Source organism: Marinomonas alcarazii, from assembly GCF_003208215.1.
GTDB classification, from domain to species: domain Bacteria; phylum Pseudomonadota; class Gammaproteobacteria; order Pseudomonadales; family Marinomonadaceae; genus Marinomonas; species Marinomonas alcarazii.
Genome location: NZ_QKLW01000002.1, coordinates 1 through 14,074 on the forward strand (window position 1 = coordinate 1; position 14,074 = coordinate 14,074).

The window sequence follows — 14,074 nt, forward strand, 5'->3', positions numbered from 1 at the left end:
CCTAAAAACAATAAGCCAACATAAAGCGAATTGACGTGTTAGACGTTTCGCAAGACTTCAATTTTTTTGATCCTAAAAGGATCTTCTGAAGCCTCTAGCGAGCGCCCACACAAATTATCTGATTATCTATTTTAAAGAGCGTAGCCACACTCTCTGTGGCTGAGGACGTGTATAATACAGATAATTCTAACCTATGCAACCACTTTTAAATAAAAAAGCCACTACATGATAAATGTAGTGGCTTATAAACTTAGTGAGAAGAACTACTCAAGTACTATTTTATTTCAAGAGCCTGAGCTTCTATTCTCGCTTTCCATTCAGCCGGCCCTGTAATATGGACAGACGTGCCTGATGAATCGACAGCAACAGTTACCGGCATATCGACAACATCAAATTCATAGATAGCTTCCATACCTAACTCAGGAAAGGCAATAACCCCAGCCTTCTTGATTGCTTTCGATACAAGGTATGCAGCACCGCCTACCGCCATTAGATACACAGCGCCAAACTCTTTAATAGCATCAATCGCAACTGGGCCACGCTCAGACTTACCAATCATGCCAAGCAAACCGGTTTTATCAAGAATAGTACGAGTAAACTTATCCATTCTTGTTGCCGTTGTTGGACCAGCAGGACCAACTGCTTCATCCCTTACTGGATCAACAGGCCCTACGTAGTAGATAAAGCGTCCCTTAAGATCCACTGGAAGCTCTTCACCATTGGCCATCATTTCGACCATTTTCTTGTGAGCAGCATCACGACCGGTTAACATTTTCCCGTTCAAGAGGATTGTTTCGCCAGGCTTCCAGTCTTTTACTTGCTCAGGAGTAATAGTATTCAAGTCAACTCGACGGACACTTTCACCTACTTCCCAAGTAATTTCTGGCCAATCATCTAAAGATGGTGGAACCAAATCCGCTGGACCTGAACCATCAAGCACAAAATGTGCGTGACGCGTAGCGGCACAATTTGGGATCATAGCAACTGGCAACGATGCGGCATGTGTTGGGTAATCCATGATTTTGACATCAAGAACCGTTGTCAAGCCACCAAGCCCCTGAGCACCAATACCGAGATTATTTACTTCTTCAAAGATTGCAAGGCGAAGCTCTTCAATGCGGTTTTGAGGGCCGCGAGCTTTCAACTCGTGAATATCGATTGGCTCCATCAAGGATTCTTTAGCCATAACCATGGCTTTTTCTGCAGTACCACCGATACCTATGCCCAACATACCTGGTGGACACCAACCAGCCCCCATGGTTGGAACCGTTTTCTTAACCCACTCAACAATATCATCAGAAGGATTAAGCATGGCTAACTTTGACTTATTCTCAGAGCCGCCACCTTTGGCAGCAACATGCACTTCAACCGTATCCCCAGGAACAACTTCCATGTGAATTACTGCAGGCGTATTGTCTTTAGTATTTTTACGTGCACCAGCAGGGTCAGCAAGAATAGAGGCGCGCAATACATTGTCTGGATGAAGATAAGCACGGCGCACGCCTTCGTTTATCATATCCGTAACGCTTTTCGCGCCTTCCCACTGAACATTCATGCCAATTTTCACAAACACAGTAACAATACCTGTATCTTGACAAATTGGGCGTTTACCTTCAGCACACATACGAGAGTTAATAAGAATCTGCGCCATGGAATCTTTTGCAGCTTTACTCTCTTCTCGCTCGTACGCTTCATGTACCGCTTTTACGAAATCCAAAGGGTGATAATAAGAGATAAACTGCAGCGCATCAGCAACGCTATCAATCAGATCATCTTCTTTAATAATACTCATGCTTCTCTCCTGCTGAGAATTACGATTCAATTAAAGATGAAATGGTAAAAGATGCGGACCCGCAAAGAAAGCGTTAAGGTGGATTTAAAGCGAATATAACCTCCATCAATTAAATGAATGAAGGCTATTTGTTTGAAAAACAACAAACTGATTAACGATTAGCCTTCTGCCCTCTATCCGTATTTGGCTTCTGTACAGAATGCTGAATATACTCTTCGAGTATTTGAGCAGTGAACTTCTCGCGCTCAGGCAAGGATGTAATTCGCTCAGCCTCCCAGTTAATTAGACGAATAAAAACCGAATACTTTTTGATAAAGCCATAGCCAATATCCCTAACCCCAACATCGTTGGCATCCATCAAATAAATCACCTGTTCAAGATTTTTTTGCGTCTCAAATTGCCCACCCTCATTTGCAGCCACCAGCAAACGCTGAATATGCTGAATCGGGTTTTCCGATGAGCGAGATTCTTTTTTAGTCGAACTGGACGTTAAAAATTTATCTAACATTTCTTCCGTGTGAGCCTCTCTTTCATGCACATCAGAAATCAGTGCAGACTCACGTTCTAACAGACGAATAAACAAGCTCTTATTCTTAATATCTGAGAATTCTAAATCTTTAAGGGAAAGACCGTTACTGGCCATAATTTCAATGACTTTTTCATAAGAAGCCGTTGCATCTTCACCAACGGAAACAGCCAATGCAAGATGAGTGCGTAACTCGTGCATAATTTTAGCCGCTCTATAATCTTCCTTACGCTGCAAATGCTGCTTGAAAGATTCTTTGTGCTTAACTAATGTATCACTAATCGCATCGTAACCCTGAACAGCCTCTTGCTCATCCCTTAATCGAGCCATTCTAATTTTAGTGCAACGCTCCTCCCAAGCTTCATAAGACTTAGCTCTAGCCTGAAAAGCACGCTCAATAGCTTCCTCAAAACTTTGCTCTATACGAGCTCGCTCAGCACGTTCTTGAACTTCACGCTGCTCTTGCTCATATCTTTCTTTCTTTTTGGCTTGCAAACTTTCTTCCGCTAAAGAAAGCTGTTTATCCAACATTTCAATCTGCGCTTGAACCTGGGCTTCATCAAAATCCGCCAACTTCTCGTACACTTTTGACCAATAAGCGTCCTCATCAAATGGCACAGCTGGATCGCTTGTTGCGTACTGATTTTTTAGAGTTTCGGTGAATTCATTACCACTTGGCCGAAAAGCGTTAGTGGCATTGATCACATTATCTGTTGATGTATAAGAAAACGACTCTTCGCTATGAACTACTTCAGCATCCTCTGCCGCTTCAGCATCACTCAAAACTTCATCTACGACCATATCGCTCTCATCCACAAAATCACAATCCAACTCGTCATCATTCTCAGCAACACAATCTTCAAAGCCTGACTCAGCAGCTGATGCGTTCTGGCTACTAAAAGAACCACTTTCAGCACCTTGAAAAGCAGTAAATTCAAGGTCATCAAGAATCGTTCTAGCTGATTCATAAGCCCTACTTGGGTCATTGGCTTTTTCGCTAAATCGACGCTGATAAACCGAACTTTCAGGCGGCGCTTTTGCAACAGGCTCTTTAACATACCTTGGTGCTGCACCACCCCAACTGACGCGATAAAGCATAGAACGGTCACACAGCTGCAAAATAGGTAGCTCTCGTTGAGCAATCTCGTATTGCCTAATTAACGATTCTGCATGACGTAAAGCCACTGTCGATTCGCTTGAATTAGTAGACGTCGCTAAATTAAGTAACTTAACAACCTTCTGTATGACCTTCTTCCTTTTTCGTATGCTCATAAAACACGCTTTCCAAAGTTGGCTTATCACTCAATTATTATGAATTTTGGACTCGTTCAATAGTAAAGCTCAGCTCCATCGCTCGGTAACGTTAATTCATCGCTCAATAATGACCGTACTTTCTGCAAGATTTCAGCCAACTTTTCTTCAGTATATGGTACAGCCTTGAATTTCCCCCAAATTGGGTCTGGCCAGCAAGGATCTGTTTTATAACGAACAATGTGATGGACGTGTAATTGCGGCACTTGATTGCCAAGCGCGGCAATGTTTAGCTTGGTTGCAGAAAAGGCATCATGCAAAACCTCAGCTAATACACAACTTTCCAAAAGTAACTGCTGTCGATCCTCCTCAACCAATTGATAGATTTCGCCAATATCATTTCGTTGAGGTACAAGAATAAACCAAGGGAATTGAGCGTCATTGATAATACGAAGCTGACATAAGGAAAAATGCCCTACCAGAATAGAGTCACGACCTAACACCGGATTTAACTCAAACATCTTTACCTCTCCCTATTTACAAAAATGGCTTTAATAAGCACTATAGCACCCTATTTTTAAAAAACCCTCAAAGACTTGGAGCCCGCATGACTGATATGCAATGTGCCGTGGATGCACAAGCAAAATTAGCCGAATGTCCTCGTTGGGACGAACGCACTCAAACGCTCTATTTTGTCGATATAGATTCCTTCATACTATACGCTTATAGCACAGAATCAAAGAGCCTTACACACCGTAAGTTTAACGAAGAGATTGGCTGTTTTTCGCTAGCCGAAAACGGCGGCTTCATTGCTGCGTTCCGTTCTGGTGTATATACATTTGAAGATTTTAACGCGGACTTACAACCCTACTGGCTCGCTGACTACGATAAAGAAACAACACGATTTAATGATGGTCGCTGTGACGCCAAAGGCCGCTTCTTGGCTGGCACTATGTACTCTCCAAAAGATGCATTCAAAGGCGCACTGCACCAATTCAGCAAAGGTCAAGAAAAGCTTATCGATCAAGCCGCATGGACATCTAACGGCTTAGCTTTTTCCCCTGACAATACCATCATGTATTATTCTGATACTCCTAACCATGTGGTCTATCAGTTCGATTACGATATTGAAACAGGTACTGCGACAAACAAACGCGTGTTCATTGAGTTTCCTCATGGCAATGGCCGACCTGATGGTGCCGCGGTGGACAGTGAAGGCAATTACTGGTCCGCCCTTTATCAAGGACAACGCATCGTTAAGATTAGCCCTGCAGGTAAAATTCTAGAAGAGATTCCGGTTCCAGCAACCTACCCAACCATGGTGGCTTTTGGTGGACCCGAAATGAAAACGCTCTTTATCAGTACTTGTCGTGGTGCACAAACAGACGACGAACTTAAAGAATTTCCGCAAGCTGGCGGAATATTTTCAATTGAAACCGATGTAAAAGGCCAGACAGAACCAAGGTTCGCTGGCTAAAACTCTGTTTTATAATTTAACTTTAATCATTCAACTTTAAAGTAACTATATTATTATGCGCGCAAGCAACTATTTATTTTCTACCCTACGCGACACACCAACAGACGCTGTCGTTACAAGCCATCAGCTAATGATTCGCGCTGGCATGATTCGCCAAATTTCAAAAGGACTATACACTTGGCTACCGACAGGCCTAAAAGTTTTTCGCAAAGTCGAAAATATAGTTCGCGATGAAATGGAAAAAGCAGGGTCTCTTGAGATCGTGATGCCAGGCGTTCAGCCAGCAGAATTATGGCAAGAAACAGGACGCTGGCAAAAATATGGGCCTGAACTTCTTCGCCTTCAGGATCGTCATGGCCGCGACTACTGCCTTGGCCCAACCCATGAAGAAGTTATCACAGACCTTGCGCGGAACGAACTAACCAGCTACAAGCAGCTGCCAATGAATTTCTTTCAGATTCAAACTAAATTCCGCGATGAAGTGCGCCCTCGCTTTGGTGTAATGCGCTCACGTGAATTTTGCATGAAAGACGCCTATTCATTCCACGTTGGTGCCGAGTCTCTGCAAGAAACATACGACATCATGCACAAAGCATACTGCAACGTATTTGATCGTATTGGTCTAGATTATCGTCCAGTGCGCGCTGATACAGGCAGTATTGGTGGCGCCTATTCACATGAATTTCACGTATTGGCAGATTCTGGTGAAGACGATATAGCGTTCAGCGATTCCTCCGACTTTGCCGCGAACATCGAGCTTGCTGAAGCAGTATGCTTAAAAGAAAAAGCGGATGCACCAACTCAAGACATCGTCGAAGTGTTCACACCAGACTGCAAAACAATCGCCAAGGTAGCAGAGTTTTTGAAGCTAGATGTCACTAGCACAGTTAAAACCATGCTAATCAAAGCCATTGATGAAAACGAACAACCAACAATCGTAGCGCTAGTGTTACGTGGTGATCACAACATCAACGAAATCAAAGTCGAAAAACTGTCTGGTGTAGTTACCCCATTTGAGTTTGCCGATGAAGCCGATATCGTGGCGAAAACTGGCTGTGCGCCTGGCTCTATCGGACCGAAAGGTCTAGCGGAAAAAGGGATACGCGTAATCGTTGACCGTTCAGCAGCCGTCATGTCTGACTTCTGCGCGGGTGCAAATAAAGACGACTACCACTTTACAGGCTTAAACTGGGAGCGTGACTGCCCTGAATTTGAAGTCGCCGATATTCGTAATGTTGTTGAAGGCGACCCATCTCCAGATGGACAGGGCACCATCATCATTAAACGCGGCATCGAAGTGGGTCATATTTTCCAACTTGGCCAACAATATGCTGAAGCACTAAAAGCCACAGTTTTAGATGAGAACGGTAAAGCTCAGGTCATGCACATGGGCTGTTACGGCATTGGTGTTTCTCGTATTGTTGCTGCTGCGATTGAGCAAAACTTCGACGACAAAGGCATCTTATGGCCGGAAAGCATTGCGCCTTTCGACGTCGCTATCGTTGCAATGAACTACGACAAATCAGAAGCGGTAAGAACCGAGTGTGATCGACTATACAACGAACTTAAAGCAAAAGGCTTAGACGTATTACTAGATGACCGCAAAGAACGCCCAGGCGTTAAATTTGCCGATTGTGAATTACTAGGCATTCCTCACCGCTTAGTTGTTGGCGATAAAGGGCTCGAAAAAGGCACGCTGGAATACAAATACCGCAAAGCAGGCGAAAACGAAGACATCGCCATTGCTGATGCTGTCGATTTCATCTTAAGCAAGAAATAATCCCACCAAGCCTAACGGAAGCCCTCACTTCCGTTAGGTTTTTTTATGCAAATCGTAAACAGGAGTGCGTACATGACCACCATCTACCACAACCCTCGCTGCTCAAAATCACGACAGACTCTACAACTTCTAAAAGAAAACAACATTCATCCTGAGATCCGCTTATATTTACAAGATGCACCTAGCATTGAAGAAATTAAAACACTGCTTAGCCAACTCTCTATTACACCACTTGCGCTTATGCGCACCAAAGAAGCCATTTATAAAGAGCTTGGCTTGAACAAAGACTCAACAGATGAAGAACGCCTGCAAGCAATGCATGCAAATCCAAGCTTAATTGAGCGCCCTATTGTCATTCATAATGACAAGGCAAAAATTGGTCGCCCTCCAGAAGATGTCTTGGCCTTATTTGAATAAATAAGTCCAACTGTATAGGAATACCCCAATGCCCCAAACACCTTACGTACTTGTTTTATTCTACAGCCGACACGGCTCCGTTTCTGAAATGGCAAAGCACATTGCGCGGGGCATCAATAAAATAGGAAACGTGGAAGCTAAGATACGTCAAGTACCTGATGTATCAGATACAACCAAGGTCGCTTCTCCAGCTCTGCCTGAAGATGGCGCACCATACTGCACATTAGAAGAACTGGCTGATTGCTCTGGACTTGCCATTGGCTCACCCTCTTATTTTGGCAGTATGGCAGCACCACTCAAACACTTTATTGACCAAACTTCGACACTTTGGCTAACAGGTCAGTTGATTGACAAGCCTGCATGTGGTTTTACCAGTGCAAGCACTATGCACGGCGGTCAAGAGCAATGCCTTCATAGCATGATGACACCATTACTGCATCACGGAATGATTTGGCTTGGCTTACCATACAAGAATAAAGAGCTTATTAGCACCACAGCAGGCGGAACACCTTACGGCGCAAGCCACCTCGCAAACAGCACAAGCGAATCATCACTTACTGAAGATGAAAAGGCACTTTGTGAAGCACAAGGAAAACGCATTGCTGAAATGGTCGTGAAACTGAAAAAATAACCAAAAAGAACAGTCAAAAAAAAAGCCGTAACATAATGAGCTGGCCTCACATGCTACGGCTTTTTAATTGATCTCGAAAAGATTAATGCCTAGGTAGCTCAATATCCTTAAACAATAGCTCAACATCCTGTCGATTTCCGGCTTCCATTGCAGCCATTACTACATCTTTTGTTAGATGTGGCGCAAAAGACTCTATAAATTTGTACATATAACCACGAATAAATGTATTACTGCGGATGCCGATTTTCGTACAGCTATCCTCAAATAAGTGCGATGCATCCAACGCAACCAAATCCATGTCTTGCAATTCATCATAAGCCATTGAAGCCACAATCCCTACCCCCAAACCTAAACGAACATAGGTTTTAATGACATCAGAATCTGCCGCTGTAAACACCACGTTAGGCTCTAACTCAGCGTCCTGAAACGCTTGATCCAATTGTGACCGCCCAGTAAAGCCAAACACATAGGTAACAATAGGATAGTCCGCCAATGCCTGCAGAGTAAGTTTATCCACCTTAGCCAATGGGTGGTCTTTAGGCACAACGACCGACCGGTTCCAAGTGTAACAAGGCAACATCACCAAATTACCAAACAACTCCAATGCCTCTGTAGCAATGGCAAAATCCACAACACCGTCATTCGCCATTTCAGCAATTTGCATTGGCGTCCCTTGATGCATATGCAGAGTCACTTCGGGATAACCATCAATAAATTGGTTAATTACTTTAGGCAAAGCATATCGGGCCTGCGTATGCGTAGTAGCAATATCAAGAGACCCTTTTCGCTCATCACTGAACTCTTTCGCAACACGCTTAATATTTAAAGTCTGATTGAGCACTTCCCCTGCCAAGGCAATAATTTTCTCGCCAGCAGGCGTCACGTGCGTTAGATGCTTGCCGCTGCGCGCAAACACCTCTACGCCTAACTCATCTTCTAAGAGACGAATCTGCTTACTGACGCCTGGCTGTGACGTATACAAACTTTGTGCGGTCGCAGAAACATTTAAGTCGTGACGCGCCACTTCCCATATATACCTAAGCTGCTGTAACTTCATCGTCGCCCTTATTCGAAAAAGAGTTAAAAACATAATAAAATATTACTTTATAGAATAGTAAAAAAGCTCTAGTGTTGCCAGCTTAAATCAACTTAATATGGCTTTCTAATGGATTTTATTTGGTACATTTGTGCTGGCGCAGCAGTTGGCTTAGCTGTAGGAATAACCGGCGTCGGTGGCGGATCTCTTATGACGCCTCTTTTATTAATGTTTGGTTTCCCGCCTCACATAGCCATTGGCACAGACTTAATGTACGCAGGTATTGCCAAAAGTACTGGCGTAGTAATGCACGCTAAAAGAGGCCATGTAAATTGGAAGATCGTTTTTGCGATGGCTGCAGGCAGCATTCCCGCCTCATTTATCACGGTATGGGCATTATCACGTTTTGACAAACCTGACCATTACCAAGAAATCCTTACTAGCACACTGGGGATCATGCTAGTCCTCACAGCGGCTGTGATTGTGTTCCGAGCCAAACTAACCAATAAGTTGAATTTCAATTTATCCGAACAGCAAAGCACAAAAATTGTGTTTTTATGCGGTTTTGCTCTTGGTGTCCTTGTTACCCTTACTTCTGTAGGCGCTGGCGCTCTAGGCACGGCCATCATGATGATTTTATTTCCTGCAATGAGAGCGAAAAACATAGTAGGAACAGACCTAGCGCACGCAGTTCCCCTCACCCTTGTTGCCGGCACGGGACACATTTTTTTGGGGAATGTTGACTACACACTCCTCGCAGCGCTTTTGATCGGTTCCATCCCAACAATATATCTTGGAACACGCATCGCTAGTCATGTACCTAACCATGTATTACAGCCCGTTTTAGCTACCGCCTTGCTGTCATTTGGCGTGAAGTATCTTTTCTTTTAAAAAACCAAAAAATGATGGCGCAGCGGTTCATTCACAACGAAAAACACGATATTGTAAGCAGCTATAACCAAAAGCAAAAAAAGCAGGAAACCCCGCAATGAGTAACAAGCGTCTTGAAGACTTAAATATTGCCTCTTTTACCTCTTTGGTAACACCGAGCCAATTGAAAAAAGAGCTGCCAGTAAGCGAAAGCATTAGCAGCCATGTAGCGGAATCCCGCGACACCATTAAAAACATCATGGATGGCAAAGACCATCGTCTTGCGATCGTAATCGGTCCTTGCTCCATTCACGATCCACAAGCCGCACTAGATTATGCCGCTCGATTAAAAGCACTGGCTGAAAAACTAGACGACACTCTGTATATCATTATGCGCGCCTATTTTGAAAAGCCACGCACAACTGTAGGCTGGAAAGGACTAATTAACGACCCGAATCTAGACGGTACATTCGACATCAATAAAGGTCTACGTATTGGTCGAAAATTACTAATTGACCTTGCAGAACTTGGCTTACCACTTGCCACTGAAGCACTGGACCCTATTTCACCACAATATATTCAAGATCTTATTAGCTGGTCGGCAATTGGGGCGCGCACAACAGAGTCACAAACTCACCGTGAAATGGCATCAGGCCTATCTGGCCCAGTTGGTTTCAAAAACGGTACAGATGGCGGCTTAACAGTCGCTGTCAACGCCATGCAATCTGTGTCTCATCCACATTCTTTCTTGGGCATCAACGAAGAAGGCCAAGTGACTGTGGTAAACACCAAAGGCAACGATTACGGTCACGTAGTTCTCCGTGGCGGCGGCGGCAAACCAAACTATGAAGCAGAATTTGTCACAGAAGCCGAGCAAGAACTCACTAAAGCCAAGCTTAAATTGAACATTATGATCGACACATCTCACGAAAACTCAAGTAAAAAGCCTGAGCGACAAGTGACTGTAGCTGAAAGCGCGACTCAGCAAATTCTAGATGGCAATCAATCTATCATGGGCCTAATGATCGAAAGTAACATTGGCTGGGGCAATCAAAAAGTACCAACCGATATTAGTGAATTAGAATACGGTGTATCCATCACTGATGCCTGCATTGATTGGGAAACAACAGAAAAAGCACTGACAGAAATGGCGGACGCATTGCGCGATGCACTACCAAAGCGTCAACGCGGTTAAGCAACGCTGGATGCACTACCAAAGCGTCAACGCGGTTAAGCAACGCTGATTGTAGCGCCAAAAAAAGGGAGTCTCTATTTAGCGACTCCCTTTTTTATTCTGATGGTTGTAAGACCAGATTACATGAAAGCGTTATCTGTCACACTATGGTCAGTTGAATCTCTGACTGCCGTTAATGTAGGCACTTTCTCTATCAAGGTTTTTTCAACACCTTCTTTTAGTGTTAAGTCGACAGCACTGCATCCTTGGCAACCACCACCAAATTTCAACACTGCAATCGTTCCATCAACAACCTCAAGCAAGCTTACTTCACCACCATGGGCGGCTAGACCTGGATTGATATCCGAATAAAGCACGTAGTTAATTTGATCTTCGATAGGACTGTCTGCCGTTACTTTAGGCATTTTAGCGTTCGGCGCTTTAATTGTTAACTGGCCACCCATTTTTTCAGTAGCGTAATCAACAAAAGCCTCATCCAAAAAGTTTACCGAATTCTTTTCGATATACACTTTTAGTTTAGGTAGATTTAAAATTTCGTCGGTCTCATTTACTTCGTCTGGACGACAGTAAGCGAGACAAGTCTCAGCATAAGGCGTACCTGGTTGCTGGATAAAAATTCGCACAGCAATACCTTCAACCCCTTGTTTTTCAAGCAAAGAAGCAAGATATTCTTGGGCACCATCCGTAATTGTAATATTCATAAAAACCCTTTCTAAATCTATACAACGATCAATACTCGCCATATTACAGCAGATAACGCCCAAAGCCAAAGACCAAGTAAAAAAGTAGGGTATTTTTCCTTTATATTCTACTGAATTCTAAAGAGCCTCTTGCCTCAACGAATTCTAATAAGCCTTATTAGCAAAACCGCTAAAGATATAGATAAATATTCATTTTTAGAATAAAGGATCTTTGCTAACATGATCCAAACTAAAACTTATTAACCATGGTTCACTTCACTATGTATCAATACGACGCCATTGACCAACAGCTTGTTGAAGAACGCGTAGCACAATTTCGCGACCAAACACGCCGCTATTTAAATAAAGAGCTAAGCGAACAAGAATTCCTACCTTTACGCTTACAAAACGGCCTTTATGTTCAGCGCTATGCGCCTATGCTACGCATCGCAATTCCATACGGAATGCTTTCTAGTCCTCAATTACGTAAATTAGCTGATATTAGTTGCCGTTATGACAGATCATATGGGCACTTCAGTACTCGCCAGAACCTACAATTGAACTGGCCAAAAATTGAAGATGTGCCAGATATTTTGGCTGAGCTAGCAGAAGTTCAAATGCACGCTGTGCAAACCAGTGGTAATTGCATTCGCAACACGACAACCGACCAATATGCTGGTGTGATTTCTGACGAGATAGTCGATCCACGCCCGTACTGTGAATTAATTCGCCAATGGTCGACCTTCCACCCTGAATTTGCCTTCTTGCCTCGCAAATTCAAAATTGCCGTAAACGCCACCGAGTCTGCTGATCGTGCAGCAACACAAGTTCACGATATCGGTTTGCATATTAAAAAGAACGAAGCAGGCGAAATTGGTTTCAAAGTCATCGTTGGTGGCGGCCTAGGTCGAACGCCAATGGTTGGCGTGACTATTAGTGAATTTATTCCACGTGCGGACCTATTGACCTACTTAGATGCCATTATCCGCGTCTATAACCAACAAGGCCGTCGCGACAATAAATACAAAGCTCGAATCAAGATACTGGTTAAAGCATTGGGTATCGAAGAGTTTCGCAAGCGTGTTGATAACGAATGGGGTCATTTGAAAGGCAAAGAAAGTACCGTTCCAATGAGCGAATTTGATCGCCTTGCTGGTTTCTTTTCTGCCCCTGCATACGATGACTTGACCGACCAACCAGAAGTACTAACTAGCAAACTCGCAAGCAGTGCAGGATTTGCTCGCTGGTTCGAACGCAATACATTCGAACACAAAATACCAGGTTACCGCATCGTTACCCTAACGTTGAAAAAAGCAGGACAAGCTCCTGGAGACGCAACAGCAGAGCAAATGCAAAAAGCGGCCGATCTAGCTGATCAATTCAGCTTCGGAGAATTACGCGTAAGTCATGAACAAAACTTAGTACTTGCTGATGTTCGCCAAGAGCAATTAGTTGACCTTTGGGAAGCAGCAAAAGAAGCAGGCTTCGCTACACCAACACTCGGCCTATTAACCGATATGATATGCTGCCCAGGCGGTGATTTTTGTGCCTTAGCTAACGCTAAATCCATCCCAATTGCAGCACAAATCCAAGAGACATTTAACGATCTAGACTACCTATATGACCTTGGCAATATTGACTTAAATATATCGGGTTGTATGAATGCCTGCGGACACCACCATGTCGGTAACATCGGCATTCTGGGCGTAGATAAAAAAGGCGAAGAGTTCTACCAGATCTCAATTGGCGGTGCTTCCGGCCACGATGCGAGCATTGGTAAAATTCTTGGCCCTTCATTCGCTCAAGAAGAAATCAGTGGTGTTATACAAAAATTAATGACTGTCTACGTCGAAAACCGTTCTGAAGAAGAACGCTTTATTGATACTTATCGCCGCGTTGGCATCACACCATTCAAAGAGGCCGCTTATGCCAAAGCTAATTAAAAACGGCGAAATCGTCGAAAATATCTACCACTGGCAACAAGGTACAGAGGAAGCAGCGACAACAAATAGCATTGTTCCTGCGCAAAAATGGCTTGCTGAAAAAGAATCCATTGGCAGCGTTGCTGGTATCTGGCTTGAGGCTGGTGATGGTGTTGAATTTCTGCAAGATGTTGATTTAAACCAATTCCAAGTAATTGGTATCAACTTCCCAGCATTTACTGACGGAAGAGGCTTTAGTTACGCACGCCTATTGAAAGAAAGACTGAATTACCAAGGAGAAATTAGAGCCCTTGGCAACTTCATTCCAGATCAACTTGGCTACCTTCTTAGAGTGGGTTTTAATAGTTTCCAGTTCAATGAAGAGGTTGATCTTGAGAAAGCATTAAAACTGCATAAACCTTTCAGTATTGCCTATCAGGGCGATGTTTCAGACCCTAGACCTCTGTTCATGCGTCGCTAAACAAAACATTTTCAAT

At 43.7% G+C, this 14,074-nt stretch carries 13 protein-coding genes; 8 read left to right on the top strand and 5 right to left on the bottom strand.

Annotation, left to right across the window (positions count from 1 at the left end):
• Positions 1–274: 274 nt before the first annotated feature.
• From DFP75_RS04885 to DFP75_RS04895, 3 genes are all read right to left on the bottom strand, one after another.
• Positions 275–1,792, bottom strand: coding sequence for a fumarate hydratase (locus tag DFP75_RS04885; protein ID WP_110572865.1), 1,518 nt, complete (start codon positions 1,790–1,792; stop codon positions 275–277).
• Between the two features lie 151 nt (positions 1,793–1,943).
• Positions 1,944–3,590, bottom strand: a complete 1,647-nt coding sequence (locus DFP75_RS04890) for a DUF2786 domain-containing protein (RefSeq protein WP_110572867.1) — start codon at positions 3,588–3,590, stop codon at positions 1,944–1,946.
• Between the two features lie 56 nt (positions 3,591–3,646).
• On the bottom strand, positions 3,647–4,090 hold the full coding sequence (locus tag DFP75_RS04895; protein ID WP_110572869.1) for an HIT domain-containing protein: 444 nt from the start codon (positions 4,088–4,090) through the stop codon (positions 3,647–3,649).
• A gap of 86 nt (positions 4,091–4,176) precedes the next feature.
• Between DFP75_RS04895 and DFP75_RS04900 the strand changes: the two genes are divergently transcribed.
• The 4 genes from DFP75_RS04900 (at position 4,177) to wrbA (ending at position 7,874) form a co-directional block, all read left to right on the top strand.
• Positions 4,177–5,046, top strand: coding sequence for an SMP-30/gluconolactonase/LRE family protein (locus DFP75_RS04900; protein WP_110572871.1), 870 nt, complete (start codon positions 4,177–4,179; stop codon positions 5,044–5,046).
• A gap of 55 nt (positions 5,047–5,101) precedes the next feature.
• Entirely contained in the window at positions 5,102–6,826 is a 1,725-nt protein-coding gene (locus tag DFP75_RS04905) for a proline--tRNA ligase (protein WP_110572873.1), read from the top strand.
• Between the two features lie 72 nt (positions 6,827–6,898).
• Complete coding sequence (arsC, locus tag DFP75_RS04910; RefSeq protein ID WP_110572875.1) at positions 6,899–7,243, top strand: arsenate reductase (glutaredoxin); 345 nt, start codon at positions 6,899–6,901, stop codon at positions 7,241–7,243.
• A gap of 28 nt (positions 7,244–7,271) precedes the next feature.
• Entirely contained in the window at positions 7,272–7,874 is a 603-nt protein-coding gene (gene wrbA, locus DFP75_RS04915) for an NAD(P)H:quinone oxidoreductase (protein WP_110572877.1), read from the top strand.
• An 82-nt stretch (positions 7,875–7,956) separates the two neighbouring features.
• On the opposite strand, the gene cysB is transcribed toward wrbA, so the two are convergent.
• On the bottom strand, positions 7,957–8,931 hold the full coding sequence (cysB, locus tag DFP75_RS04920) for an HTH-type transcriptional regulator CysB (protein WP_110572879.1): 975 nt from the start codon (positions 8,929–8,931) through the stop codon (positions 7,957–7,959).
• A 108-nt stretch (positions 8,932–9,039) separates the two neighbouring features.
• On the opposite strand from cysB, the gene DFP75_RS04925 reads away from it, so the two are divergent.
• Both DFP75_RS04925 and DFP75_RS04930 read left to right on the top strand, forming a co-directional pair.
• Complete coding sequence (locus DFP75_RS04925; RefSeq protein WP_110572881.1) at positions 9,040–9,801, top strand: sulfite exporter TauE/SafE family protein; 762 nt, start codon at positions 9,040–9,042, stop codon at positions 9,799–9,801.
• A gap of 97 nt (positions 9,802–9,898) precedes the next feature.
• Positions 9,899–10,975, top strand: coding sequence for a 3-deoxy-7-phosphoheptulonate synthase (locus DFP75_RS04930; RefSeq protein WP_110572883.1), 1,077 nt, complete (start codon positions 9,899–9,901; stop codon positions 10,973–10,975).
• A gap of 119 nt (positions 10,976–11,094) precedes the next feature.
• Here the strand turns inward: DFP75_RS04930 and nfuA are convergent, their stop codons facing one another.
• Complete coding sequence (gene nfuA / locus DFP75_RS04935; RefSeq protein WP_110572885.1) at positions 11,095–11,676, bottom strand: Fe-S biogenesis protein NfuA; 582 nt, start codon at positions 11,674–11,676, stop codon at positions 11,095–11,097.
• A gap of 260 nt (positions 11,677–11,936) precedes the next feature.
• Between nfuA and DFP75_RS04940 the strand changes: the two genes are divergently transcribed.
• A complete protein-coding gene (locus DFP75_RS04940; protein WP_110572887.1) occupies positions 11,937–13,598 on the top strand; it encodes a nitrite/sulfite reductase in 1,662 nt (553 codons plus the stop codon).
• Positions 13,582–14,058 (top strand): DUF934 domain-containing protein, encoded by a 477-nt coding sequence (locus DFP75_RS04945; RefSeq protein ID WP_110572889.1) that lies wholly within the window; start codon positions 13,582–13,584, stop codon positions 14,056–14,058. The genes DFP75_RS04940 and DFP75_RS04945 overlap by 17 nt, the downstream gene beginning before the upstream one ends.
• The last annotated feature ends 16 nt before the right edge of the window (positions 14,059–14,074 follow it).

Excerpts from the sequence above, each read along its gene's own strand:
- DFP75_RS04885 (WP_110572865.1), bottom strand. The coding sequence starts at position 1,792 with ATGAGTATTATTAAAGAAGATGATCTGATTGATAGCGTTGCTGATGCG.
- DFP75_RS04890 (WP_110572867.1), bottom strand. The coding sequence starts at position 3,590 with ATGAGCATACGAAAAAGGAAGAAGGTCATACAGAAGGTTGTTAAGTTA.
- DFP75_RS04895 (WP_110572869.1), bottom strand. The coding sequence starts at position 4,090 with ATGTTTGAGTTAAATCCGGTGTTAGGTCGTGACTCTATTCTGGTAGGG.
- DFP75_RS04900 (WP_110572871.1), top strand. The coding sequence starts at position 4,177 with ATGACTGATATGCAATGTGCCGTGGATGCACAAGCAAAATTAGCCGAA.
- DFP75_RS04905 (WP_110572873.1), top strand. The coding sequence starts at position 5,102 with ATGCGCGCAAGCAACTATTTATTTTCTACCCTACGCGACACACCAACA.
- arsC (WP_110572875.1), top strand. The coding sequence starts at position 6,899 with ATGACCACCATCTACCACAACCCTCGCTGCTCAAAATCACGACAGACT.
- wrbA (WP_110572877.1), top strand. The coding sequence starts at position 7,272 with ATGCCCCAAACACCTTACGTACTTGTTTTATTCTACAGCCGACACGGC.
- cysB (WP_110572879.1), bottom strand. The coding sequence starts at position 8,931 with ATGAAGTTACAGCAGCTTAGGTATATATGGGAAGTGGCGCGTCACGAC.
- DFP75_RS04925 (WP_110572881.1), top strand. The coding sequence starts at position 9,040 with ATGGATTTTATTTGGTACATTTGTGCTGGCGCAGCAGTTGGCTTAGCT.
- DFP75_RS04930 (WP_110572883.1), top strand. The coding sequence starts at position 9,899 with ATGAGTAACAAGCGTCTTGAAGACTTAAATATTGCCTCTTTTACCTCT.
- nfuA (WP_110572885.1), bottom strand. The coding sequence starts at position 11,676 with ATGAATATTACAATTACGGATGGTGCCCAAGAATATCTTGCTTCTTTG.
- DFP75_RS04940 (WP_110572887.1), top strand. The coding sequence starts at position 11,937 with ATGTATCAATACGACGCCATTGACCAACAGCTTGTTGAAGAACGCGTA.
- DFP75_RS04945 (WP_110572889.1), top strand. The coding sequence starts at position 13,582 with ATGCCAAAGCTAATTAAAAACGGCGAAATCGTCGAAAATATCTACCAC.